This is a genomic window from Rhizobium sp. BK316, from assembly GCF_014193695.1.
GTDB lineage: Bacteria > Pseudomonadota > Alphaproteobacteria > Rhizobiales > Rhizobiaceae > Rhizobium.
Map to the genome: position 1 here is coordinate 499,576 of NZ_JACHZR010000001.1, position 24,243 is coordinate 523,818.

The window sequence follows — 24,243 nt, forward strand, 5'->3', positions numbered from 1 at the left end:
ACTGATATCGATCTGCACTCGCTCACCCGGAGCGATATACGGTGATGAACGCGCCTGCTATCGGGGCGCCGTTGCGGCAGCGTAAGGCGCCAGCGCTGCATCGATAGCGGCGAGGCAGAGTTCGCGAGCATTCGGTGCGATGCGTTTCTCCACCACGTCGGGATAGAGGCGAGCAAGATGCTGGCTGATCAGCGTTTCCGGGATAGTGTCGGGAAGCAGGGCAAACAGGCGTTCGACCGCCGCTGCCGCACGCGCATCGGGCCAGTAATAGCGGATGCGGTCACTATAGCTGAAATGCCGCTGCAGGCGCTGTTCCTCGGCCGTACCGCCGTAGTGGCCGGCCCAGTGGCCGGGCTCGGCGAGCATGATCTCTTCCATAGTCGCTTTCAGCCCGCCAGCGCCCCTGTCTCCGGCTAGAATGGCAGCGATCGCGTCGAGGCCATAGAGGGCTTCGCGCAATGCGAAAGTGAGCCCAGGGCCGACTTTCAGGATCGCAAATCCGCCATCGACGAGCGCCGAAAGCGAAGCGGCCGGTTGATAGTCAGTGGAATGGGCTTCGAACAGCAGACCCTTCATCTCATCGAGTGCCGAGATCAGCATCTGTGCATGATCCGGCTTGTAGAGCGCGACATTGGCGTTGCCGAATTCGACGCCCGGTTGGACGACGATGGCGATAATGCGCTCCAGTGCCGCACCGACGCCCGCTTTGATAAAAGCCTGGCGATGAACATCAAGCGTGCTCAAAGCGGCTTCCCGTCGCGTGACCTCGAGTTCGGCCAAAGCATGCGTTGCGCCGCCCGGCGGCGGCACTTCGGTGCCGACGACATAGACCGGTAAGCGAGCACCGATGCGGTTGGCAGCATCTTCCGCCGCCCTCGCCAGGCGCGCTGCCCTTGCGGCAGTCAGCTCGTCGGCAAGTGCGACCGGCTCACCGGCGCATCCCATCGACGTATCGAGATGCAGCTTTTCGAAACCGGCCTCGACATAGGCCATCACCATGGCTTCGGCTCGCGCCATGGCATCCTCGGCGCCGAGCTTTCTCCACGGGTTCGGGCCGAGATGGTCGCCGCCGAGTATGATGCGACTGGTGGGAAAACCGATACTCCCTGCAATCTGCTCGATGAAGGCCCGGAAGTCCGCCGGCGTCATGCCGGTATAGCCGCCTTCCTGATTGACCTGGTTGCAGGTCGCCTCGATGAGGACCGCTTCTCCCTGCAGGGCCGCACGTCGCAACGTCGCTTCGATCACAAGCGAATGGGCGGAGCACACCGCTGTGATGCCGCGCGGCAGGGGCAGCTCCCTTCCGCCGAAAAGTTTTGCCAGGGCGATCCGGCGGTTCTGGTCGATTGCGGTGCTCATACCAGTGTCACGACCTTGGTGAGGTGGCGTGGCGAGACGGTATCGATGTGGCGCGCCTGCGCGGCGCGTTCGCCGAGGATCTGCAGGGCCGGCAGGACGACGAGACCGGCGAGCGACAGGTCGACATCGACGGGAAGCTCCAGATCGCCGGGGCCGCCGAGACCGATGACGATAGCCCCCTTCTCGCGCAGTTCGCCGACAAGCTTGGCCTCGGCTTGTCTCTGGTCCGAGCTGTAAAGCATGACGGCTGCCGTCTTTTCGTCGACGAGGCTGATCGGTCCGTGGCGATATTCGAGCGGATGAAAGGCCTGAGTCATCAGTTGGCTCATTTCCATCAGCTTGAGGGCGCCTTCGAGGGCGATGCCGAAAAGCGGCCCGCCGCCCAGGAAGACGAAGTGCGAGCGATCCCTGATGATATCCGGGAGCGCGGCATCGAGCGCGTTCGCCAGCTTTTGAGCCGATGCGACGACCGAGGCCGGGACGGTCTGGCCGATCATCTGCAGGCTCAGCAACACCATGAGGCTTGCTGAAACCGTCATGACGATGCCTTCGTCGGGATGGGTCGGAGAGCAGATCAGCTGGTCGCAGTTTTTCGCAAGCGTGCTTTCGGGCTCGACCGTCACGCCAGTCACGAAGGCGCCTGCGGCGCGGCTCGCCTTGGCGGCGGCAACCGTTTCCGTCGTTTCGCCGCTTCGCGAGAGCGCAACCACATGCGTCTTTTGCCATTCCGGCCAGAAGGATGAGGGTCGGTTCAGCCACTCCGCGCCGGGAACTGCGATCGCCTTGCGCTTGAGGCTATTGGCATAGGCGGCGAGAGACAAGGCGAGGTTGAAAGAGGTGCCGCAACCGACAAAGACGAGGAGATCGTCTGTCTTGCCGCTGGCAGCATTCGAGCCGATAGCCTTTTCCCAATAAGGGAACTGCTCGAAGATTACCTTTTCGGTCGTGTTCATGATGTCTCCGATTATTTGACCGAACCAGCCAGCAGACCGCTGACGAGGTAACGGTTGAGGAAGATGACGACGAGGGCAGGGATGACGATCGCAATCGATCCGCTTGCAGTGATCAGCCCGTAGTCGATGAAGTTCTTGGTGACGAATTCGGGAATGAGAACCGTCAGGGGTTTTGTCGCCTGCGGCGAGAAGATGAGGGGGACGAGATACTGGCCCCAGGCCCCCAGGAAGGTCAGGATGGCAGCCGCCGTCAGGCCGGGGCCGGCAAGCGGCAGCACGATGTGGAAGAAGATGAAGAGGCGACCCGCGCCATCAAGCTGTGCCGCCTCTTCGAGCGCGATCGGAAGCTGCTCGAAGACGCTGCGCAATAGCCATAGCGAGAGCGGCAGATAGGCCGAGACATAGATCAGCGAGACCCCGGTATAGGTATCAACCAGGTGCATCTTGATCATGATCTGATAGAGCGGGATCAGCACCGCATAGGCAGGGATGGCCAGTGTCGCGACGACAGCGCCAAACAGAAGCTGACGCCCGGGAAAGCGTATTCGGGTGAATGCATAGGCGCCGAGTGCCGAGATCGCGACGCAGAGAGCCGTGGCGGCGGCAGACGTGATCACGCTGTTGAGCAGCGCTGCACGGAACTGCTTCCATACTTCCACCCCGCCGATCCGCGCAATGTTGATTCCGAGTAGGCGCGAATAATGGTCGAGCGTGAAATGCTGCGGGAAGAAGCGGATCGGCCGCGTGGAAAAATCTTCCGTCGGCGTCACGGAGCTTGCGAGCGTCCAATAGATCGGGCCGAGCGACCAGATCAGCAGCACGGCAAGACCGGCCCAAATCGTCAGGCGATGGAGAAAGCTTGGTTTCATCAGTCGAACCGTGTGTTGCGATAAACGCGCAGGACGTAGACGAGCGAGACGAGCAGCGAGACCAGCGTGATGACGACCGAAAGCGCCATGCCGTAGGAGAAGCGCAGGTTCTGAAATGTCTCGAGATAGATCTGGACGAGGATCGGCCGCGTTTCGAGGCTCGACCCGGCCAGTACCCAGGCCTCGTCGAAGAGGTTGAAGGCGTTGACGGTCGCGTTCGTCATGGCAACGGCAATGGCGCTGCGCACGAGCGGAAGCGTCACCAGGCTGAACATCTGCACTCGCGTCGCGCCGTCGATACGGGCGGCCTCGTAGAGATGCGCCGGGATGCTCTGCATGGCGGCGAGCACGATGACGATCGTCAGCGGCATCATGCGCCAGACATGCACGACGGTGACCGCGATGATCGCGCTCGTCCGGTCGTTGAACCAGACGTGATTTTCGAAGGGCAGGCCAAGTGCGACGAGGATGCCGTTCAAGAGGCCGGCACCGGGTTGGTAGATCCACAGCCAGATGACGGAGTTGACGACGCCGGGAAGCGCCCAGGGCAGGATGACGGCCGCAAGCACCCATTGGCGCCCGACTTTCACCTGATTGATGAGCGCTGCGGCGAGCACGCCAAAGACGGTTTCGGCAGCGACGGCGAGAACGACATAGATGAGCGTATTCGTCCAGGTCGTCGCCAGCTGTCCGTCCGACAGCATGCGGATGTAATTTTCCAAGCCAACGAAAGGTGTTCCCGCCTGCATTGGATTGACCCGGTGCAGCGAGTCCCAAACCGTTCGTCCCATCGGGTAGAAGACCAGTGCTGCCATCGTCACAAGGATCGGCAGCACCAGCAGCAGTCCGAGCATGGTGTCGGCGTTGAGGCCGACACTACGCTTGGCTGCGACACCTTCAGCGGTGACTGTTGTCATTGGGCCATCGCCTGCTTGGCGGCATCAGCGATGGCCTGCATGGCCTGATCAACCGTCATCTGGTCCTTCGCCGCACTGTTGATCGCCGTATTTACCGCGCTTGAAAACTGCGGGTACCACGGCGGCGTTCCCTGCTGGAACAATGGCTCGACGGTCTTCGACTGCGCGACAAGTGCGTCGCCGCTGGTCAGCTTGCCTTCCGTATTGAGTTCGGAAAGAGCCGAGGTGCGTGTCGGCAGGAAGCCGTTCGCCGCATTCTTCTTCTGGAACTCCCTGCTGGTGAACCACTTGACGAATGCGACTGCCGCTTCCTTGTTCTGCGACACGTTCGGTATGGCGAGCGCTTCCGGAAGGCCGAAGCTGCGCGTCTGACCGCTTGCGGTCGGCACCAGGATCGCTTCCACCTGGCCGGCGACCTTGGATTGCTTCGGATCGTTCATCTGACCCAGGCGGCCGGGTTCGCCCGAGATCATGATGCTGGTCAGTCCCTGGGCAAACATGCTCTCGTTGATCTGGCTGTCCTTGAGACCCGTCGAGGCCGGGTCGACCAGTCCGTCCTTCAGCAGCGAGAGTTCGAAGGCGAGCGCCTTGTAGCCGGCTGAATCGGGCGTGAGGAAAAGCGGCTTGAAGTCCTTGTCGAAGAGTTCGCCGCCGAAGGCCTTGGTCAGCAGATACCAGCTTGTCGAGGCACCTTCCGTTGCCGAGAGCGGCAGGCCGATCGGATAGGTGGAGATGCCCTTCTCCTTGATCCTTTTGGCCGCGGCGACCAGCGCGTCAAGTGTCTTCGGCATCTCGGTAACGCCGGCATCCGTGAAGTGCTTCTTGTTGACAAGCATGACGCGGAAGTCGTTGGTGTAGGGAACGCCGAGCAACTGACCATCGACGGTGAAGATCTTGGCAACGCCGATATCTTCGACGGTATCCTTATCGATCACGTCATTCAGCGGCATATACCAGCCGGCGGCGCTGAACTGACCCGTCCAGGACCAGTCAAATTCAGTGACATCGGCCGGCGCCGTGCCGGCGACCAGCGCCGTTACGAGTTTCGGGCGGATGTCGTCCCATGACAGGGTCTGGAGATCGACATGAATGCCGGTCTCGGCTTCAAAATCTGCAGCGACCGTGGCTCCCTGCGGCGATGGCATCAGGACCGTGATCGACTGGCCGGCAAGCGGCTTGGCGTCGTCTGCCATGGCAGGCAGGGCAATCGCCAAGGCTGCTGAGGCAAGCAAAGGCAATATAAATTTACGCATGTTCCCATCCTTCGTTATCGTTGACATTCATTGTCTTGATCGCGCGATCACGGCTTCAGCCTCGACCGCGATTTGCCCGAACCAGCCTTCGTCCAGCGGCCAGTCGAGAAGTTGGGCGGCGGCCAGAAGCGCGCCGCCAATGGGAGGAAGTACAGGTAAAATCGCCCGCCGGCCGATCCGCCGTTCGACGGCTTCAAGCAGGAGACGGCTGGAAAAGGTGCCGCCCGCATAAGTCCAGTCGGCGCCGGCCTCGCAATGGCTTGATATCGCCCAATGATGCTTGGCAAGCTCGTCGGCCGCCTTTTCGATCAGACTGATCGACGTTTCGTCGCCTTGCTGGGCGGTTCTGTCGACAAGGATGGAGAGGGCGGCAATACCCGCGCGTGGTCGCGCAAGCCCGTTGATCCAACCGCCGAGAGCATTGATCGGATCGGAGATGTCGAGCTGGAGATCATCATAAATTGCCTTCGTCAGTGCCGTCGGCTTGGCTCGTCCATCAAGACTTTGGCTGATGAGATGGAGCGCTTCGCGACCGATCCAGTAGCTGCTGCCTTCGTCGCCGATCACATCGCCCCAGCCGCCTGCACGGGTCGACAGCCCAGCGCCATTGCGCGCCCAGGACATGGAGCCGGTTCCCGACAGGACGAGGATGCCTGGACGACCGGCAAATGCGCCAAGATGGGCGGCGTCGACATCATTGAGCACGGCCTTTTGGATGTCCGGAAAGGCTTCGTCGATGCATTGCTTCTGAAGAGCGGAAAGACGCGCGACTTCACCATAGGCCGGCAAGGCCGCGCCGACGGCAGCCAGCCTCGGCTCATTGCGGAACGGTCGGATATGTCGCTCCAATTCGTGGCGCCAGTCCGGATTATCCATGGGATTGACGCCGCCGCCGAGCGCTGCGCGCAGAATATGGCCGTCTCTATCGGCCAATGTAACGAGCACCTTGCTTCCGCCGCCATCGATGCCGAGGATCAGCTCTCCGCTCATTCTCTTGCTCCGAGTTCGGCGAAGGTCGTATCGACGCCGAAGTTGGCGAGCTCGGCGCGCCATTGTGGTGTCAGGCCCTTGTCGGTGATGAGCTTTGCGGCATTCAAAGGCGCGACCTTGTAAGTTGCCATCGTCCCGAATTTCGAGGAGTCCGCGAGCACATAGCCGTTGGCTGAACGTGACAGCATGCACCGGTTCAGGCTCGCTTCCGCGCTGTCCACGCTGTAGATCGCACCATCAGGGCTGATGGCGCTGGCACCCAGAAACAGCTGATCGAACCAGATCGTTTCCAGCATCGCCTCGGCCTGCGGACCGACGAGCGAGGCGTTTTCACTGCGCAGTTGGCCGCCGAGAAGGACGACCTCGAGGTTTGGAATATTGAGAAATTCCTGGGCGACGATCAGGCCGTTGGTGAAGATGCGCAGCGGCATAGGATTGATGCGGATCAGCCGGGCGAGCTGAAGAACCGTCGTGCCGGCGTCGAGAAAGATCGCCGTGCGGGGCAGGAGCATCTCATAGGCCGCATTGGCGATTGCGCGCTTTGCCGAAAGATGACGCTTTTCGCGCTCCTGGAAGGCGAGCTCGACCGAAGAACCCTCGGCGATGCGGGCGCCGCCATGAACCCGATCGATAGCGCCGTCCTGTTCGAGGATCTGCAGGTCACGCCGCACGGTCGCGAGCGAAGCGCCGACGGCATCGGCCAGATCCTGAATGGTCGAGAAACCCTTCGCATAGAGATGGCTTCTGATGGCATCCAGCCGATCGGTCTTCACTCCGCCATTCTGGTTCACTGGCTATCCCTTGCTGCAATCCTGTCTGCTTGCGTCAAAGCTCCCACCCAATTCGATCAATGTCAATCAGAATTATGATCGTTTATGATCTTTTCTACCCTGCCAATTGCTTGTTCGTGATCAAAAAACAAAGGCGCACCGTCCCGAAAGACGCCGCGCCTGCCGCAGAGTGTTTTGTATGAGAGAACCCGCGTAGGAACGGGCTTAGTGATATCCAGGCAGAAGGTCACCATGCGCCTCGATCAGGTCGTCGACGAGGCTCCAGATCTCGTCTGGAGACAGTTCGGCCGACGTGTGCGGATCGAGCAGGGCTGCTTGGTAGATGCGGTCGCGCTTCCGTGTCAGCGCCGCTTCTACTGTAAGCTCCTGAACCGAAATGCTGAGCTTCATAACTGCCGCAAGCTGTGACGGGATCCTGCCGATACGGGTTGGCTGGATACCGTTTCTGTCGACATGGCAGGGCACTTCCACGACACATTCGGGCGGGAGGTTCTCGATCAGGCCGTTGTTCGGAACATTGCCGTAGATCAGGGCCGGCTTGCCGGTGACAACAGCGTGAATGATGCCGGCGGCATATTCGTTGCTGCGGCAGACGTCGATCGGCTTGTCGCCCTCGAGATCCCGGCGCAGCGCATGCCATTCGGAGATCTGCCTCTCGCAGCGGCTGATATATTCGTCGAGCGGGATATTGAGCTTGTCGATGAGTTCGGGGCGGCGGTCCTTGATGTACCAGGACGTATATTCCGAGAAATGTTCGCTCGATTCCGTCACGAAATGGCCGAGCCGCTTCAGCACGTCAAAGCGGACCCGGTCGTCGGTTGGTACGCGACCCTCACCGGCAAGCGCCGTCAGGCGGGGATAGAGATCCTCGCGTCTGCCATCGGCGTGCAGCTTCTCGTATTTCAGGAAGAAGGCGATGTGGTTGATGCCCGCCGAAATATAGTTGATGTCGGCGATGTCTTCGCTAAGGCATGTCGCGAGATGAGCGGCTGTATGCTGGACGCTGTGGCAAAGGCCGACCGTACGGATGGACGGCGCCAGCTCCTTGATGGCCCAGCAATTGATCGCCATCGGGTTCACATATTGCATGAGCAATGCGCCGGGGCAGACCTCTTCCATATCGCGGCAGATCGCTTCCAGTACCGGTATGGTGCGAAGCCCGCGGAAGATTCCGCCGATGCCGAGCGTGTCGGCGATGGTCTGCCGCAGGCCATATTTCTTCGGCACATCGAAGTCCGTAACCGTCGCCGGCCTATAGCCGCCGACCTGCATCATCAGGATGACGAAATCTGATCCGCGCAGCGCTTCGCGACGATCGAGGGTGGCTTCGATCTTCACCTTGCGCAGATTGAGCGCCTCGCAGATGCGCCTTGCGACAATCTCGGATGTCTTCAGCCGCTCGGGATCGATGTCGAAGAGGCTGATGACATAGTTGCTGCCGGAAGGCGTCGACAGCACATCCCCCAGAATATTCTGCGCAAAAACGGTGCTGCCCGCACCCACGAGGCAAATCTTCGGCATTTTGGTCTCCCGCCAATCAAGGTTGCCTTGTCTTTGCCTCTTCCAAATCAGAATTTCTTCCGCTTAATGGCGTTAATATTCCCGGATCGAAGCGCGAGAGTGACATGAAAGACGATCATTCCGACACAAGTGGCGAATGGACGGGATCGCCACGCGGCTTTCTGATCGAGCGTCACACGGCAGATGCCATGAGCGCTGCACATTGGCACGACCATGTCGAAATCAACCTGCTTCTCGACGGAGCTATGACCTATCTCTTCAATGGCCGGCAAGAGCAGGTCGAGGCCGGCCGCCTTGTCCTGTTCTGGGCGGCCATTCCTCATCAGACGATTCTGGTGACGCAGGAAGCGCCGCTCATCTGCCTCTATCTTCCGCTCGTCGATTTTCTTGCTCTGTCCATAGACAAGAAGGCGAGGCAGGCGATCATGCAAGGCGCCTTCGTGGTCGAGCCCCACCGCCGTGAGACGACACCGCTAACCGTCTCTGCATGGGTCGAGGAATGGGGCAGGGGTGATCCGGTGCGGCGTCAGCTGATTGCCGAGGAGGCCAAGCTCCGATTGCGCCGGCTTATTCTCGATCACGCCGACGGTGAGGGCTCTTCGGTGGCGGTGGCCGCGACGCCTATAAGCCCTGCGATCCGCCACTCCGAGGTGCTGACCGATCTGATAAACAGACATTTTTCCGAGCAGCTCAGCCTGGAGCTGCTGGGAAGGCGCGCCAATGTTCATCCGACCACCGCCAACCGGGCGTTTCGCGATGTGCTCGGTATTTCCGTGATGGAATATCTGACGCGATATCGCCTTGCGAGAGCAATGCAGCGGCTGGCTGAAACCGAAGACTCGATCCTGGAAATTGCTCTGGACTGTGGCTTCGGCTCCAGCAGCCGGTTCTACGATATCTTCAAGCAGCGGACCGGCACCACGCCCCGGCAATTCCGCCTGTCGCTGGGTAAGCCGTGACAGGGCACCAGGTCTGGGCGCGAGACAGCTATCGAATCCCCCGGCCAGCGCGCTAAGCTATGAGGGATAGAATGCTTGGACCTGCTAGCGATAGAGCGAAATGGATTGAACCTATGGCAAGTGATAGCACCAACCCTTCCGGCGCTCTGGTGCCCCTGGCTGTCATCGAGGATTTTTGCCGACAGGTCCTGCTTGCAGCCGGCGCTGACGAGCCGACAGCCGACGCTGCGACACGGGGAATGCTGCACGGCACACGCTACGGCATCGACAGCCACGGTGTGCGTCTGCTTGCGCATTATGTGAAGGGATTGACGCAGGGACGTCTCAATCCAAGCCCAAAGCTCTCCGTCTCCAACATGTTCGGCGCGGTCGCTTCGCTTGATGCGGATAATGCCCACGGCGCCCTTGCGACTTATACGGCCATGGAGCGTGCGACGCGCTTGGCCGGTGAGTTCGGGATTGGTGCCGTCGCCATCCGCAATTCCTCGCATTTTGGTCCGGCAGGCGCCTATGCGCTCGACGCCGCTGAACGTGGTTTCATCGGTTTCACCTTCTGCAATTCCGATAGCTTCGTTCGCCTGCATGACGGCGCCATGCGCTTCCATGGCACCAACCCGATTGCCTGTGCCGTGCCGGTCAAGGGAGACAATCCCTGGCTCTTCGACATGGCGACAAGCGCTGTACCCTATAACCGCGTGCAGCTCTATCGCAGCCTCGGCCGACAACTGCCGGAAGGTGTCGCGTCGGATGAACGGGGTTACAATACGACTGATCCCGATGTGGCCGACATGCTGGCGCCTCTCGGCGGCGAATTCGGCTTCAAGGGCGCGGGGCTTGCCGGCATTCCCGAGATCCTGAGCGCGGTGCTTACAGGCATGAAGCTGAGTTTCGATATCGCTCCGATGCCTGGCCCGGATTTCTCGACCCCGCGTGGGCTCGGCGCCTTCGTCATCGCCCTCAATCCAGCAGCCTTCCTCGACATTGAAACCTTCGATGCTGCCATGAAACGCTACGTCGAAACCTTGAGGGCTTCCCCTGCGCGGAAAGGCTTCAAGGTGCTCGCGCCCGGTGACCGGGAATGGGCTGTCGCCGCCGAGCGGGAAAAACATGGCGTCACGCTGGACCCGGCGACGGTCGACGCCTTCAGAACGCTTGCCTCCCGTTATCGACTGGTCAGCCCGGCCTGAATGAGTGCGGCGGATTGACGCGCAACTTTCCCAATGATAGCTTGAGTTAATTGGTCAGGCCAGTTGACCAGTTGTGCGCTTGAGGAGAAGCGCGCCGGGGAGGCCACGATGTTTTCGGCAGTTGAATCACGCCGCCTTTACAGGCAGGTGGCGGATCAGATTCGTATGATGATTATCCGAGGCGAACTCGCCGTCGGTCAGAGGTTGCCGGCTGAGCGCGAGCTCGCGGAGCAACTTTCGGTTTCGCGCCCCACGCTGCGCGAGGCGCTGATCGTACTGGAAGTTGAGGGCTACATCAATATCCGCATGGGCTCCGGCATCTACGTCACGCGTAAACATGCGGCCGAAGGGACTGGCAACGAGCGCGAACCTGTCGAAGGGCCTTTCGAGCTGCTGCAGGCACGCGCCATCATCGAATGCGCAATATCAGAGGAAGCCGCAAAGTGCGCCCGACCGGAAGACATTGCCGTTCTCGATGCGGCGCTGAGTGCGATGAGTGGTGTCGTGGATGATGCACGGGCCGTGCTTGTCGCCGACCGCGCCTTTCATACCGGCATTGCCGCAATCATCGGCAACGCGACCTTGATCCGGGTCACCGGCGAAATGTTCGACATGCGGATGACACCATATTTCGAGAGGCTTGCCAGCCATTTCGAAGGACCGGTGTCGTGGCGCAGCGCGCTGGAAGAGCACCGGGCCATCCGCGACGCGATCGCCGCAGGCGATGCGGCGGGGGCGAAGGCCGCCATGCGCACGCATCTGACGAATTCGCAGAAGAGGTTTTCCGAAAGCTTCGGGGAGGAGTTCTCGGGCGAGGAGGGGCGCGGCCGTGTGGCCGGGCCAAACAAGGGAAAAGTAATCATCTAACCAGAGCTCAGGAGGAGAGAGCGATGAAGTTGAAACTGACAACGATACTCTGCACCGCCGCCGCTATCATGGCGACAACGGCGATCGCCCATGCCCAGACCGTGCTGAAATGGGCGCATGTCTACGAGACCTCGGAACCCTTCCACACGGATTCCGTCTGGGCCGCGGAAGAGATCAACAAGCGCACCAACGGCCGCTACAAGATCGAAGTCTATCCGGCCTCGCAGCTCGGCAAGGAAGCGGATATCAACCAGGGCCTCAAGCTCGGAACGGTCGATATCATCATTTCCGGATCAAGCTTTGCTGCCCGCGACTACAAGCCGATCGGCGTCACCTATTTCCCCTACATCTTCCGCAGTCCGGAACACCTGATCGCCTATACAAAGAGCGACGTCTTCAAGCGCCTCGCCAAGGGCTATGAAGACAAGACCGGCAACCACATCGCCGCCGTCAGCTATTACGGCACACGCCAAACGACAGCCAATAAGCCGATCGCCAAATGCGCCGACATGCAGGGCCTGAAGATCCGCGTGCCTGACGTTCCGGCCTACCTCGCCATGCCGCGCGCCTGCGGCGCCAACACAACGCCGATCGCTTTTGCCGAGGTCTATCTCGCTTTGCAGAACGGCACGGTCGAAGCCCAGGAAAACCCTCTGACGACGATTGAGGCCAAGAAGTTCTATGAGGTCCAGAAGAATATCATTCTGACCGGTCATATCGTCGACCACCTGAATACGGTGATCTCGAAGACGCTCTGGTCGAGCCTTTCCGACGAGGACAAGAAGATCTTCGGCGATGTCATGCAGGAAGCGGCCCAGCGCACGACCAAGACCATCGAGGGCAAGGAAAACGGCCTGATCACTACCTTCAAGGAGAAGGGTCTGAGCGTCACCGAGGTCGACAAGGCCGACTTCGAGAAGACGGTTGCGGAAAAGGTCAAGTTCGAGGACTTCGGCTACGAGAAAGCCGATTGGGAAGCGATCCGCGCGATCCAGTAAGAGCCCGGGGGCGCGCGGGAGCGCTGCGCGCCCTTCTTCCCCAATCGGAATAAGGCCGATCATGTCTCAAGAAGTCCACACGCAAATCACCGCCGAGGAGATCGGCCACGAGTTCGAAGGGCATGCGCCCACCGCCAATGTCTCGGACTACGCCATCGAAGACTGGATTACGCTGATCGTCTTCTGGCTGATGGCCGGCTGCGTTTTCCTGCAGTTCTTCACCCGCTATGTGTTGAACAACAGCTATGCCTGGACCGAGGAGATCGCCGTGAACTGCCTGATCGGCGTCGTTTTCTTGGGCGCCGTCATGTGTGTGCGCACGTCGCGCCACATCCAGGTGGACGTCTTCTACCATTACATGCCGGCAGGCCTCGCGCGCGTTCTCGCAACGTTCGTCGATATCGTCCGCATCGGTTTCTTCGCTTACGGCTGCTATCTGATGTGGCGTTACGTGCAGATCGTCGCCGACGAGCAGATGGTCACCGTCGATTTGCCGCGCAACATCGTCTTCTACAGCGTGCTTGCTGCCTTCGTGCTGATGCTGATCCGCGCGGTGATCGTCTTCATCGCCAATATGCGCCGCGGCTATTCCGTTCTGGAGCGCCCCGAAGAATTCCACGCTGTCGAAGGATGACCTGATGCTGCTCTTGCTTGGCTCGTTTCTGCTGCTGATGCTGATCGGCGTGCCCGTCGCAATCTCGATGGCCGTCGCATCCGTTCTCTACATTGTCCTCTACGGCGTTGCGCCTGACATCATCGTCGCCCAGCGAATGATCGCGGGTGTAGAAAGTTTCCCGCTTCTCGCTGTTCCCTTCTTCATCCTTGCCGGCAATCTCATGAATTCGGCTGGTGTCACCGGCCGCATCTATTCCTTCGCCGTCGCGCTCGTCGGCTGGATGAAGGGTGGTCTCGCGCAGGTCAATATCATCGGTTCCGTCATCTTCTCGGGCATGTCGGGCACTGCGCTCGCCGATGCGGCAGGCATCGGGACGATCGAGATCAAGGCCATGAAGGATCACGGCTATCCGGTCGAGGCAGCAGTCGGGGTAACAGCGGCTTCCGCCACGCTCGGGCCGATCTTCCCGCCGTCCTTGCCCTTCGTAATCTACGGTATGATGGCCAATGTCTCGATCGGAGCTCTTTTCATGGCCGGCATCCTGCCGGGCGTCGTCATGACGTTGCTGATGATGATCACCGTCGCAGCTTTTGCCTACGTGAAGCGCTGGGGTTCCGATGCGCCATTCGACGTCAAGCAACTCCTTTCCGCAGGTTTGGAGATCGTCGTCGTCCTGCTCGTCCCGTTGTCGATTTACGTGATGATGCGATCAGGCGTATCAATGAACGCCGCGGCGGGCATTGCCCTTGTCGTGCTTCTGGCGCTCGACTGGTATTTTCGCTTTTCTGCCGTCATGGCGCTGATGACGCCGGTCATCCTGATCGGCGGCATGACCATGGGCTGGTTCACGCCGACGGAAGCGGCCGTCGCCGCTGTGCTCTGGTCGCTGTTTCTCGGCCTTGTGCGCTACCGCACGATGACGCTCTCGACTCTTGCCAAGGCGAGTTTCGACACGATCGAGACGACGGCTTCCGTTCTCTTCATCGTCACTGCCGCTTCGGTCTTCGCATGGTTGCTGACGGTGAGCCAGGCGGCACAGCTTCTGTCTGACGCGATCCTGTCGATCACCGACAACAAATGGGTGTTCCTGATTCTCGTGAACCTGCTGATGCTCTTCGTCGGCTGCTTCCTGGACACGATCGCGGCCATTACCATCCTCGTGCCGATCCTACTGCCGATCGTTGCGAAATTCGGCATCGACCCGGTCCAGTTCGGCCTCATCATGACCCTGAACCTGATGATCGGCCTTTTGCATCCACCGCTCGGCATGGTACTTTTCGTACTGTCGCGGGTGGCAAAACTATCCGTAGAGCGCACGACTATGGCGATCCTGCCTTGGCTTGCGCCGCTTTTCATCGCCTTGATCCTGATCACCTTTGTTCCCTCCGTATCCCTGTGGCTGCCACAGCAGCTCGGGCTTCTGAAGTAGGGGAGTGCGATGCAGACCCGTCTGGCACGGCTTTATGCGAAGGGCGATTTGCGGATCGAGACCGCTCCGGTCGCAGCCCCCGGCCCCGGTGAGGTGCTTTTGAAGATGGCAGCCGCAGGCATCTGCGGCTCTGACCTGCATTATTACCAGGATGGCGGTTTCGGACCGGTCCGGATTCGCGAGCCGATGATACCCGGTCACGAGGCCGCCGGAACCGTAGAGCAGGCAGGTGAAGGTGTAACCTTGAAGGCCGGCACGCTGGTCGCGGTCAATCCGAGCCAGCCCTGCGGTGCTTGCGAATATTGCAACATAGGCTTGCCGATCCACTGCCTGGAAATGCGCTTCATGGGCAGTGCGATGCGCCTGCCGCATGAGCAGGGCATGTTCCGGGAATGGCTGGTGGTGCCGGCCCAACAATGCATTGAGGTTGGAGCCTCGATAACGGCTGCGGAAGCGGCCTGCAGCGAGCCTCTGTCCGTCTGCCTGCATGCCGCATCGCGTGCGCCAGGCATTGCCGGCAAAAAAGTCCTGGTAACAGGTGCCGGACCGATCGGTTCCCTGATGGTTGCCGTTGTCAGTCATTATGAGGCGGCAGAGATTGTCGTCACGGATCTTGCCGATGCGGCGCTCGCGCGGGCGAAAGCCATCGGCGCCAGCCGCACGATCAACGCGGTCCGGGATGCAGAGTCATTTGCCGAATTCCAGTCAGGAAAAGGCTATTTCGATCTCGTGTTCGAATGTTCCGCCGCCGCCCCAGCCATCCATAGCGCTATTGCGGCGGCCCGGCCGCGCGGCACCATCGTCCAGGTGGGCGTCTCAGGCGACGTACCGGTGCCTCTCAACGCCATCGTCGGCAAGGAACTGCACATCCACGGAACACAGCGCTTTCATGAGGAGTTCGCGACCGCCGTCGACCTGATCTCGCGCCGGAAGATCGATGTGCGGCCGATCATCAGCCACAGAATGCCGCTCGAAGACGCCGTTTCAGCCTTCGAAATTGCCGGCGACCGTTCGCTGGCCTGCAAGGTGCAATTGACCTTCCACTCGCCCTAAACGATGGTTTCGCCACCATCGACGACGAGGATCTGCCCCGTCATGTAAGAGGAGCGGTCCGAAACGAGAAACAGGATCGGCTCGGCGATTTCCGACACATCCGCCCAGCGGCCGAGCGGCACCTTCTCGGCGATGTAGCCTTCGATCGCACCGCGTCCACCCATTTGCGCGATGAATGGTTCATTGAACGGCGTGTCGACCCATCCGGGACAGAGTGCGTTCACGCGAACGCCGAATTTTGCATAGTCGCCCGCCATCTGCCGGGTCATGGCGATGACAGCATGTTTGGTGGTCGTATAGGCGATCATTTCGCGGTCGTAGAGCACGCCCGACGAGGAGGATGTATTGAGGATAACGCCTTTGCCGGCGTTTTTCATGATCGGCATAACGAAACGCGCTGCCATGAAATGCGCCCGCACATTCAGGCTCCAGGACTTGTCGAAGCCTTCCACGGCGACCTGCTCCAGATCTCCGGCGACCTGAGCACCCGCGTGATTGTGCAAAATGTCGATCCGGCCATGGCGTACGGCAGTAGCGGTTATGCCGGTTTCAAGCGCCCTGTCGTCGGTCACATCGACCACCAGGCTTTCGGCGCTGCCGCCGGCCTCAGCAATCAGCTCGACAGTCTCTTCGGCATTCGCGAAGTTGATATCGGCAACGACGACATGGGCGCCTTCGCGCGCCATGATCTGTGCGCCGGCCCGACCGATGCCCGAGCCTGCGCCCGTAACGATTGCAACGCGATCTCTCAATATCATGCATTTCCCCGGTCAGTTTGTCGTTGTCTTTTCACGCATCAGGAAGCGCGCGATGAAAATGAGGGCAAGCGAGGCGATCAGCACCATCGTTGCGACCGCATTGATCTCAGGCGTTACGCCGCGGCGAATGGAGGCGAAGACATAGATCGGCAGCGTCGTATTCGAGCCGGCCACGAAGAAGGCGATGATGAAATCGTCGAAGGAAAAGGTGAAGGCGAGCAGAAAACCCGCCAGGATCGACGGCATGATTTGCGGCAGCACGATCTGCCGGAAGGTGGTGAACGGTGTCGCATAGAGATCGCTGGAGGCCTCGACGATATCGCGCCCGAGGCTCGCGATGCGCGCTTTCACGATCATCGTCACCAGCGCCATGGTGAAAAGCCCGTGGGCGGCAATGATCGAGCCGTAACCGAGTGCCAGCTTCGGCGGTTGATCGCCCGGCCAGAGGGCGGCGATAACAGGATTGACGAAGCCGAAGACCTCGACGAGGGCAACCAGCGTTGCGATGCCGATGACGACACCGGGCACGACGATTGCTGCCGCAAAGAGCGCGTCGAAAACCGCACGCGTCCGGGCACCGAGCCGCTCCATGCCGATCGCGGCCATGGTGCCGAAAATCGCTGCAAGTGCAGCGCTGGTAAAGGCTATGATCAGGCTGTTGCGCAGCGCTTCCATCAGGAAAGTGTTCGAAAGCGCCCGCCCATACCATTGCGTGGAGAAGCCGGTGAACTCGCTGGCATTGCGGCCGGCATTGAAGGAGAACAGCACGACGAGCGCGATCGGCGTGTAGAGGAACAGGTAGACGAAGGTGACGAGTGCGCGCATCAGATGAGGTCCACCTGCCGGGTACCGGCGACGCGCCAGGCGATACGCATGGCGACAAGCAGCACGATGACGACAACGGCAACCAGCGTGACGGCAATCGCCGATCCGAACGGCCAGTTGCGTGATTGCAGGAAGAGATCGACAAGCGCATTGCCGATGAAGAACACCTTGCCGCCGCCGAGAAGCTGCGGGATCAGGTACTCACCGAGAAGCAGGATCGTCACCAGCGCAACGCCGGTCATCACGCCCGGCAGCGACAGGGGCAGGGTAATACCGAAGAAGGTCGAGATAGGCTTTGCACCAAGGTCGGCCGAAGCTTCGAGCAGCCGGCGATCCAGCTTTTCGAGGTTGACATAGATCGGCATGATCATCAGCGGCAGGTAGCCGTAGACGATGCCGAGCAGCACCGCACCCGGCGTATTGATCAGCCTGACATTTTCGATGCCGACGAATTCAAGCAGGTGCGGAATGCCCCGCGCGCCAAGCAGATACATCCAGGCATAGGTGCGCACCAGCAGGCTGGTCCAGAAGGGTACCACGACAAGCGAGACAAGCAGCAACCGGCGCTGCGGGCTCGCCTTGACCGCCAGATAATAGGCGACCGGATAGGCGACGATGAGGCAGGCAGCCGCCCCGATTGGCGCCAGGATCAGTGTATTGACGAAGGCTGCCGAGCGAGCCCCGAGATTGGCGAACTGTTCAAAGGTGAAAGCCGCCTGATAGCCGCCTTCCGGCGCCCGTTCGCCGAAGGCAAAGACGATGATCGCGATGAAGGGCAGCACCAGGAAGACGAACAGCCAGACACTGGCCGGGCCGACCAGGGCCGCGGTGATCAGGCGCCGTTTGGTGGCGTGGGGCAGGGGCATGGCTTGATCTTCATCCACCGGATCAGGAAGCTGAACCGGCTTCCCCGCTGCAGGGCGGGGGAAGCCGGGATGCAAGATGGTCTTATGCCGACTTGAAGCGCGCCATCAGTTCGGCGCGGCCCGGATCGGTGAGTGTCACGGCGGCACCGAACTCGAGCGGTGTCAGTGCTGCTTCGTCCGGATAGACGATCTTGTTGGAGGTGACCTCCTTCGGCAGCAGCGCGATGACGCGGCTGTCTGTGGTCGGCGCACCGTTGGCAATGTGCTCCTTCACCGCATTCTGCGGGTCCATCAGGTAGTTGAGCAGCGCGTAACCGGCGGCCTTGTTCGGCGCATCCTTCGGGATCGCGTAATAGTCAGTCCAGATCTCGCCGCCGTCGGTGCCGAGGATATAGGCAAGCTCCGGCATGTCGCGGTTGAGCTGCGCGCCGTCATTGGTCCAGCACATGGTGAGCCACGCATCGGTCGAGCGCATCGACGGCTGATAGTCGGAGTTGATGGCGAAGAGATGCGGCTTGACCTTGATTAGCAGCTCTTCCGCCTTGGCAAGTTCGTCGGCCTTGATCGAATTGAAGTCGTAGCCGAGCGAAACAAGCGCACTGCCGATCGTCGTCAGCTGATAGTCATGCACCATGGCGCGACCGTCAGCTTCCGTCTGGGCGATCTCGAAAAAGTCCTTCCAGCTCGAAAGCTTGGTCTTGATCTTGGACGTATTGACGGAGAAGCCGGTCGTGCCCCAGTTCTTTGGCACGGCATAGGTCTTGCCATCGATCTGGCCTTCCTTGGTGAAGCGTGGGCTTTCGCTTGCCTGGCTGAAGTTCGGGATCTTCGAAAGGTCGAGCTCGTCGATGAGGCCAAGCTTGTGGTGGGTCGAGATCGTGTAGTTGGTCGGCACGAAGAGCGACCAGCCGGAGGCACCGGCCTGCAGCTTGGCGAGCATTTCCTCATTCGAACCGAAGACGTTGACCTCGACGGCAACGCCGGTTGCCGCCTTGAAATTCTCGAAGGTCGCCGGGTCATGGTAGTTCGGCCATGTGGCGATCGACATCTGCGTGCCGAGATCTTCTGCCGCATAGGCTGATGTCGACAGCGCACCCGGGAAACGCGACAGCACGGCGGTCGCAAGACCGAGGCCGGTAATGCCGAGGAAGTGCCGGCGGCTGACGGAACCGCGCTTCAGGCGCATGAACTCGTCCATAAAACCTTCGGCAGAAATGGGCAGATTGTCTTTATAATCCTTGCTCATGATGCTGTTCCCTTGTTTTGGTTTATGCATTCGATGCTGGAAAGACATGGATGGCGGCGGGGTCGAAACCGAGGAAAACCTCTTCGCCAGGTTCCACGAGATCGCTCTCGTTCATGCTGCGGCGGTCGGCCGTGATCAGGAAGTCGCCGAGCCCCGGCACGCTGACGGCATATTCGGCGGACGAGCCGAGGAAGATGCGGTGCGTCACGGTCCCCCTGAACGACGTGCCTGATGACGCCGCTTTGCGTGTCAGATGGATCGCCTCGGGGCGGAGTGCAGCGATGACGTCGCCCGACGCCAGCTGCTTGCCTGAGGGGATTGCCGACCCGTCCGCAAGCCGCAATGTCGTGCCGTCGGCTTCCATCGCAGCGGTGATACGGTTCGTCTTGCCGACGAAATCGGCGACGAAAAGATCGGCCGGGCGGTCATAGACTTCCTGCGGGCTGCCGAGTTGACGGATGCGGCCGGCACTCATGACGCAGACCACATCAGCCATCGAAAGCGCCTCTTCCTGATCGTGGGTGACGAGGACGAAGGTGATGCCGAGTTCTCGCTGCAGGGTTTGCAGCTCGATCTGCATCGCCGAGCGCAGCTTCTTGTCGAGTGCTGCCAGAGGTTCGTCGAGCAGCAGCACGGAAGGGCGGTTGACGATGGCGCGGGCGAGCGCCACACGCTGCTGCTGGCCTCCCGACATTTCATGGATCCGCCGCTTGGCAAAGCCGCCAAGCCGAACCATCTCGAGCGCTTCGGCGACACGCCGGTCGATCTCCTTCGCCGCGATCTTTGGGCGCATCTGCTTCAGCCCATAGGCGACGTTCTGCTCGACGTTGAAATGCGGAAACAGCGCATAGTGCTGGAAGACCATGTTGACGGGGCGGCGATAGGCCGGAACGCCATTCATCTCGTCCCCGTCGATCAGCACCGTGCCTTCGCTCGGCTGTTCAAAACCGCCGATCATGCGCAGGCACGTCGTCTTGCCGCAGCCCGAAGGCCCGAGCAGTGCCAGGAACGCGCCCTTTGGCACAGTAAGGTTGATGTCCGTTACAGCGGTCACGGCGCCATAGTTCTTTGTGACCGAACGGAATTCGATATCGTTCGTCGAAGCGGATGCCACGTCTGTTCCCTGCGGTTGGTTGGAATGGCAGTCTGTCGCTGCCTTATTGCCACCGTCGTTAAGGAAAGAGTAAGCCTGAGCTTCCTGCACGGTATATACCCCGAGAGAGGTATTTAGGCACACATCGTTTCGTGGAAGGTGTATATCCGGGCTGCGCGCAATTGCCCGGCATGGCACAGGGGAAGGGCTAGTGAGTATCGACCTGGAGACGCTGTTTGCTGCTTTCAACGCTACTGTCGGCAAGTCAGCCATGACGGATGCGGGCTTCGGCGATACATTCCGCCAGATGATGGCCGCACTCGTGCGCTTCGATTATGTTGTCGTCTTCGCCTATCGCGGAAAAGAGCGGCCGATCGATCTCTACAGCACCTTCGATCGCGAAGAGCACGTCGTTTTTGTGACGCTCTATCAGGCCGGTCCGTACCTGCTTGATCCCTTCTACCACACTGCTCGCGAGAGGCGCGAAGGCGTCTTCCGGATGCGTGAACTGGCGCCGGACCGGTTCTTTTCCAGCGAATATTATCGCACCTATTACGTCCAGACCGGACTTGCCGAGGAAATCGGCTTCTTCGTACCTGTCGATGGCGATATCACGGTGGTGCTGTCGCTGATGCGGCGCGAAAAGACCGGCGCTTTCCCACCCGCCGAATTCGCCACGCTGAAGAAGGTCGAGCCGCTCGTGGCCAGCATGGTGAAACATTATTGGGCCGGGCTCTCGCCGCGTTTCGATGTGCAGCTCGCGGCCAGAGGCAAAAGCCGCCGCAAAAGCGAGAGCATCCCGCGCGCTGATACTGTCTGGCATGACCTCAATCTCACGGGCCGCGAAACGGCAATCGTCGAACTGGTGCTGCAGGGCCATTCGTCGGAATCGATCGGCCTGAAGCTCAATATTTCGACGGGGACGGTGAAGGTCCACCGTCGCAACGTCTACCGCAAGCTCGGCATCTCCTCGCAGACGCAGCTGCTCTCGCTCTATCTGAAGAATCTGAGCTGACCGATGGCTACACGCCCCGGGACTGCTGTTAGGCGCGCGCCTTTGCCTCACGCAGCGAAATCAGCCGTCGTGCCGTCTCGTCCCAGAGGATGAGTTTCACGCAGCTGAGACTGTCACGAATGTTGATGCGCCCAAGCTTCGCCAGTTCCGGATAGTCACGCAGCACTTCCGGCAACCTGTAAAACGGCACTCGGCTCGACAGATGGTGGACATGGTGCATGCCGATATTGGCGGTGATCCACCGCAGAGGGCGCGGCAGATCATAATGCGAGGCACCGTGCATGGCGGAATAGGGAAACGTCCATTCCGGAGGCTTGGACCAGTGGGTGTCTTCGAATTGGTGCTGAACATAAAACAGCCAGACACCAGCCGATCCGGCAAGCAGAACGATTGGCAGATGGATCAGCAGAAAGGGAACGATGCCGACGGCCCAGATGAGGAGAACAGCCAGCGCAGCGATGCCGGCGTTGGTCGCCATCGTGGAAATCCAGGGCAACGCCCCGGAGCGCATCATGCCGAACGGCAATCTTTGCTTGAAGAGAAAAAGATAGGCAGGGCCAATGCCGAACATGACCAGTGGATGCCGGTATAGGCGATAGGCGAGCTTTCCTCGACCCGTCAGAGCGCGATATTCCTCGACCGTCAACGTGGTGATATCACCGACCCCCCGCTCATCCAGGTTGCCGGCTGAGGCATGATGTTCCGCGTGCGCGCGGCGCCAATAATCGTAAGGTGTGAGCGTGAGAATGCCGATCGCGCGTCCCGTCCAGTCATCCCACTGACGTCGTCCGAAGAACGAGCCATGCCCGCAATCATGTTGCAGCATGAAGAGCCGCAACAGGAAGCCGGCGGCAGGGACGACGAGGATTAAGCCGAACCAATAGCCGAAGTGGATCGCAACCGACGCTGCCGCCCAAAGAAGGATAAGCGGGATCAGCGTCACGGCCAGTTCGTACAGGCTTCGGCCTGTATTGGGTTTTCGGTAATTCGAGAGAATCTTGAGCCAGGCTTTTTCGGCACCGGCGTCTTGGCCGGCCGTCATCGTTGCGTTCATAGTCGGTCGGCGTCTTTCTGTTCAGCAGCGCTGCGGAAGAAGTGTTCGGCATGCTGGTAGTCATTTTCTGCGCCGATCCGGTCGCCGGCCAAAGACTTCAGCTCGGCAAACTGAAGGTACTGCTTGTATCGATCCAGCAGGCGCTGCCGCGATGATGTAGCATTTCTATCGGCTCGGGCGAAATGGTGTTTTCTCATGATAAATCCGAACCGCGAGGGTTCGCTCCTGATCGTCTGAAAATAGTTGTTCGATCGCTCTGTTCGGCGATGATCCGCCATAACAGCTTGCAACTGATGCCTTGTCTTGGGAGGCTGTAGCCGGGTGCGTCAGCGATCGGCCAAGCGGCGTTGCCGCCAACAGATAGGGTCATTCTGATCTGGTTTGCAGGGGATCCATGCGCAGAAGCAATCCTCAACTGCGGCTATTACAAATCACTAAAGGGAAGATTGCAAACGTGCGTCGGCAATCGGACGACGAATGCCTGCTTCGTTGAGGATGCAAGGCCCTCGGATGTTAAAGTCGCTACCGCAGCATTGTGGCTGCATCAGGTCCGAACAGCCTTTCAAACCGATCCAGATCGAAAGATTTGTGCGGCTGCCTTTCGTGCCCACTGTTGAGCTGGCGACCGACGCGGGCTATCAGGACGGGCAACATATTATTGGCTCCGAGGCGCATCTCAAAATGACCCCGTTATACCTGGTTACGCATTCCGGCGGATTCCACGCCGATGAGCTGCTTTCGAGCGTCATCCTCACTCGGCTGTTCCCACAGGCCAAGGTCGTTCGCAGCCGAAATGTCGAATGGATCACGCCTAGCACTGATCGCGTCATCTATGATGTGGGCGGGCAATATGATCCCGCAGCAGGCATTTTCGACCACCATCAGCGCGGCGCGCCCGTGCGAGAGGACGGACGGCCCTACAGTTCCTTCGGCTTGGTCTGGAAACATTACGGGGCGGACTATCTCTCAGCATTGGGCGTGCCCGATGCGCATGTTTCGTCGATACATGCGTCCTTCGACGCCAAGTTCGTCTTGCCGGTCGATCTGAACGATAATGGCGCGCTTGATCCTTCCATTGCGGGCGAGTTGGCTGGCCTCACGCTGCCGGCTCTGCTGGAAACCCTGAAGCCGGTTTTTGATGCCAAGGATCCCGAGGCCGATGACCGTGCGTTCCATGCCGCCCTTTCCATCGCGCGAAGTTTCGTAGAGGCAGGTGTCTTGACGCAGGATGCAAAGCTGCGCGCGGAAGCCCTTGTTCTCAATGCAATTAACGAGACAGGACAGGAGCACGTTCTCGAACTGCCGATGGGAATGCCCTTTCGGGCGGCGATCGTAAAGGCGAAGGCCGACCATCTGCTTTTCGTCGTTCACCCCAGGGAAAACGACTGGTGCCTGACGGGCATACGCCGTGCTGACGAGGGTTTCGAACTGCGCGCCGACCTGCCGGCATCCTGGGCGGGTCTTACCGGTCATGAGCTTGAGCGCATCTGTGGTGTCGAAGGAGCAACCTTCTGCCACAAGGGACGCTTCGTCGCGGCCGCCAAGACCCGGGAGGCAGCCCTTGCGATGGCAAAAATCGCCGTAGACGAGGCGCTCTCGTAAAACGACTGCGGACGTTCACGAT

Annotated in this window: 24 protein-coding genes; 9 read left to right on the forward strand and 15 right to left on the reverse strand. The window is 60.2% G+C overall.

Translation table 11 applies throughout. The annotated features are described in order from the left end of the window. Positions 1 to 57 precede the first annotated feature (57 nt). The 8 genes from FHT87_RS02160 to FHT87_RS02195 all read right to left on the reverse strand — a co-directional run bounded on the left by FHT87_RS02160 (position 58) and on the right by FHT87_RS02195 (position 8,653). Positions 58 to 1,359: a D-tagatose-bisphosphate aldolase, class II, non-catalytic subunit gene (locus tag FHT87_RS02160; protein WP_183799108.1), complete on the reverse strand. Its 1,302-nt coding sequence runs from the start codon at positions 1,357 to 1,359 to the stop codon at positions 58 to 60. Further along, complete coding sequence (locus FHT87_RS02165) at positions 1,356 to 2,312, reverse strand: SIS domain-containing protein (RefSeq protein ID WP_183799111.1); 957 nt, start codon at positions 2,310 to 2,312, stop codon at positions 1,356 to 1,358. The genes FHT87_RS02160 and FHT87_RS02165 overlap by 4 nt, the downstream gene beginning before the upstream one ends. 11 nt (positions 2,313 to 2,323) lie before the next feature. Continuing rightward, a complete protein-coding gene (locus tag FHT87_RS02170) occupies positions 2,324 to 3,181 on the reverse strand; it encodes a carbohydrate ABC transporter permease (protein WP_183799114.1) in 858 nt (285 codons plus the stop codon). Then, positions 3,181 to 4,098: a sugar ABC transporter permease gene (locus tag FHT87_RS02175; protein ID WP_183799117.1), complete on the reverse strand. Its 918-nt coding sequence runs from the start codon at positions 4,096 to 4,098 to the stop codon at positions 3,181 to 3,183. The genes FHT87_RS02170 and FHT87_RS02175 overlap by 1 nt, the downstream gene beginning before the upstream one ends. Further along, positions 4,095 to 5,378 (reverse strand): sugar ABC transporter substrate-binding protein, encoded by a 1,284-nt coding sequence (locus tag FHT87_RS02180; protein WP_183799119.1) that lies wholly within the window; start codon positions 5,376 to 5,378, stop codon positions 4,095 to 4,097. The genes FHT87_RS02175 and FHT87_RS02180 overlap by 4 nt, the downstream gene beginning before the upstream one ends. Next, positions 5,379 to 6,341, reverse strand: a complete 963-nt coding sequence (locus FHT87_RS02185; protein ID WP_183799122.1) for a BadF/BadG/BcrA/BcrD ATPase family protein — start codon at positions 6,339 to 6,341, stop codon at positions 5,379 to 5,381. Continuing rightward, positions 6,338 to 7,132, reverse strand: coding sequence for a DeoR/GlpR family DNA-binding transcription regulator (locus tag FHT87_RS02190; protein ID WP_183799125.1), 795 nt, complete (start codon positions 7,130 to 7,132; stop codon positions 6,338 to 6,340). The genes FHT87_RS02185 and FHT87_RS02190 overlap by 4 nt, the downstream gene beginning before the upstream one ends. A gap of 204 nt (positions 7,133 to 7,336) precedes the next feature. Then, positions 7,337 to 8,653: an alpha-glucosidase/alpha-galactosidase gene (locus FHT87_RS02195; protein ID WP_183799128.1), complete on the reverse strand. Its 1,317-nt coding sequence runs from the start codon at positions 8,651 to 8,653 to the stop codon at positions 7,337 to 7,339. Between the two features lie 104 nt (positions 8,654 to 8,757). Here FHT87_RS02195 and FHT87_RS02200 point away from each other — a divergent pair, with 104 nt between their 5' ends. The 7 genes from FHT87_RS02200 (at position 8,758) to FHT87_RS02230 (ending at position 15,762) form a co-directional block, all read left to right on the forward strand. Continuing rightward, a complete protein-coding gene (locus tag FHT87_RS02200) occupies positions 8,758 to 9,612 on the forward strand; it encodes a helix-turn-helix domain-containing protein (protein WP_183733057.1) in 855 nt (284 codons plus the stop codon). A gap of 113 nt (positions 9,613 to 9,725) precedes the next feature. Then, on the forward strand, positions 9,726 to 10,799 hold the full coding sequence (locus tag FHT87_RS02205; protein WP_183799131.1) for an Ldh family oxidoreductase: 1,074 nt from the start codon (positions 9,726 to 9,728) through the stop codon (positions 10,797 to 10,799). 108 nt (positions 10,800 to 10,907) lie between these two features. Next, the gene (locus FHT87_RS02210; protein WP_183799134.1) at positions 10,908 to 11,666 is read left to right on the forward strand and encodes a FadR/GntR family transcriptional regulator; all 759 of its coding nucleotides are present in this window, start codon (positions 10,908 to 10,910) and stop codon (positions 11,664 to 11,666) included. Between the two features lie 23 nt (positions 11,667 to 11,689). Next, positions 11,690 to 12,664, forward strand: a complete 975-nt coding sequence (locus tag FHT87_RS02215) for a sialic acid TRAP transporter substrate-binding protein SiaP (protein ID WP_183733048.1) — start codon at positions 11,690 to 11,692, stop codon at positions 12,662 to 12,664. Positions 12,665 to 12,725: 61 nt separating this feature from the next. Then, positions 12,726 to 13,298, forward strand: coding sequence for a TRAP transporter small permease (locus FHT87_RS02220; protein WP_183733045.1), 573 nt, complete (start codon positions 12,726 to 12,728; stop codon positions 13,296 to 13,298). 4 nt (positions 13,299 to 13,302) lie between these two features. Next, positions 13,303 to 14,709 (forward strand): TRAP transporter large permease, encoded by a 1,407-nt coding sequence (locus FHT87_RS02225; RefSeq protein ID WP_183733042.1) that lies wholly within the window; start codon positions 13,303 to 13,305, stop codon positions 14,707 to 14,709. Positions 14,710 to 14,718: 9 nt separating this feature from the next. Beyond that, positions 14,719 to 15,762 (forward strand): L-idonate 5-dehydrogenase, encoded by a 1,044-nt coding sequence (locus tag FHT87_RS02230; protein WP_183733039.1) that lies wholly within the window; start codon positions 14,719 to 14,721, stop codon positions 15,760 to 15,762. Here the strand turns inward: FHT87_RS02230 and FHT87_RS02235 are convergent. The 5 genes from FHT87_RS02235 to FHT87_RS02255 all read right to left on the reverse strand — a co-directional run bounded on the left by FHT87_RS02235 (position 15,759) and on the right by FHT87_RS02255 (position 20,571). After that, positions 15,759 to 16,520: an SDR family oxidoreductase gene (locus FHT87_RS02235; RefSeq protein ID WP_183733036.1), complete on the reverse strand. Its 762-nt coding sequence runs from the start codon at positions 16,518 to 16,520 to the stop codon at positions 15,759 to 15,761. The two genes, FHT87_RS02230 and FHT87_RS02235, sit on opposite strands and share 4 nt — an antisense overlap. A 12-nt stretch (positions 16,521 to 16,532) precedes the next feature. Beyond that, the gene (locus FHT87_RS02240; protein WP_183733033.1) at positions 16,533 to 17,345 is read right to left on the reverse strand and encodes an ABC transporter permease; all 813 of its coding nucleotides are present in this window, start codon (positions 17,343 to 17,345) and stop codon (positions 16,533 to 16,535) included. Then, entirely contained in the window at positions 17,345 to 18,211 is an 867-nt protein-coding gene (locus FHT87_RS02245) for an ABC transporter permease (RefSeq protein ID WP_183733030.1), read from the reverse strand. Before FHT87_RS02245 ends, FHT87_RS02240 begins: the two co-directional genes overlap by 1 nt. 82 nt (positions 18,212 to 18,293) lie before the next feature. Next, the gene (locus FHT87_RS02250) at positions 18,294 to 19,457 is read right to left on the reverse strand and encodes a spermidine/putrescine ABC transporter substrate-binding protein (RefSeq protein ID WP_183733026.1); all 1,164 of its coding nucleotides are present in this window, start codon (positions 19,455 to 19,457) and stop codon (positions 18,294 to 18,296) included. Between the two features lie 22 nt (positions 19,458 to 19,479). Then, complete coding sequence (locus FHT87_RS02255; RefSeq protein ID WP_183733023.1) at positions 19,480 to 20,571, reverse strand: ABC transporter ATP-binding protein; 1,092 nt, start codon at positions 20,569 to 20,571, stop codon at positions 19,480 to 19,482. Between the two features lie 190 nt (positions 20,572 to 20,761). Between FHT87_RS02255 and FHT87_RS02260 the strand changes: the two genes are divergently transcribed. Further along, positions 20,762 to 21,565, forward strand: a complete 804-nt coding sequence (locus FHT87_RS02260; RefSeq protein ID WP_183733020.1) for a LuxR C-terminal-related transcriptional regulator — start codon at positions 20,762 to 20,764, stop codon at positions 21,563 to 21,565. A gap of 28 nt (positions 21,566 to 21,593) precedes the next feature. Here FHT87_RS02260 and FHT87_RS02265 read toward each other — a convergent pair whose 3' ends face one another. Together FHT87_RS02265 and FHT87_RS02270 are read right to left on the reverse strand one after the other, a co-directional pair. Next, complete coding sequence (locus FHT87_RS02265; protein ID WP_183733017.1) at positions 21,594 to 22,619, reverse strand: fatty acid desaturase; 1,026 nt, start codon at positions 22,617 to 22,619, stop codon at positions 21,594 to 21,596. Then, complete coding sequence (locus FHT87_RS02270) at positions 22,616 to 22,816, reverse strand: DUF4167 domain-containing protein (protein ID WP_183733014.1); 201 nt, start codon at positions 22,814 to 22,816, stop codon at positions 22,616 to 22,618. The genes FHT87_RS02265 and FHT87_RS02270 overlap by 4 nt, the downstream gene beginning before the upstream one ends. A gap of 484 nt (positions 22,817 to 23,300) precedes the next feature. Between FHT87_RS02270 and FHT87_RS02275 the strand changes: the two genes are divergently transcribed. Then, complete coding sequence (locus tag FHT87_RS02275; RefSeq protein WP_183733011.1) at positions 23,301 to 24,221, forward strand: MYG1 family protein; 921 nt, start codon at positions 23,301 to 23,303, stop codon at positions 24,219 to 24,221. Positions 24,222 to 24,243: the final 22 nt, after the last annotated feature.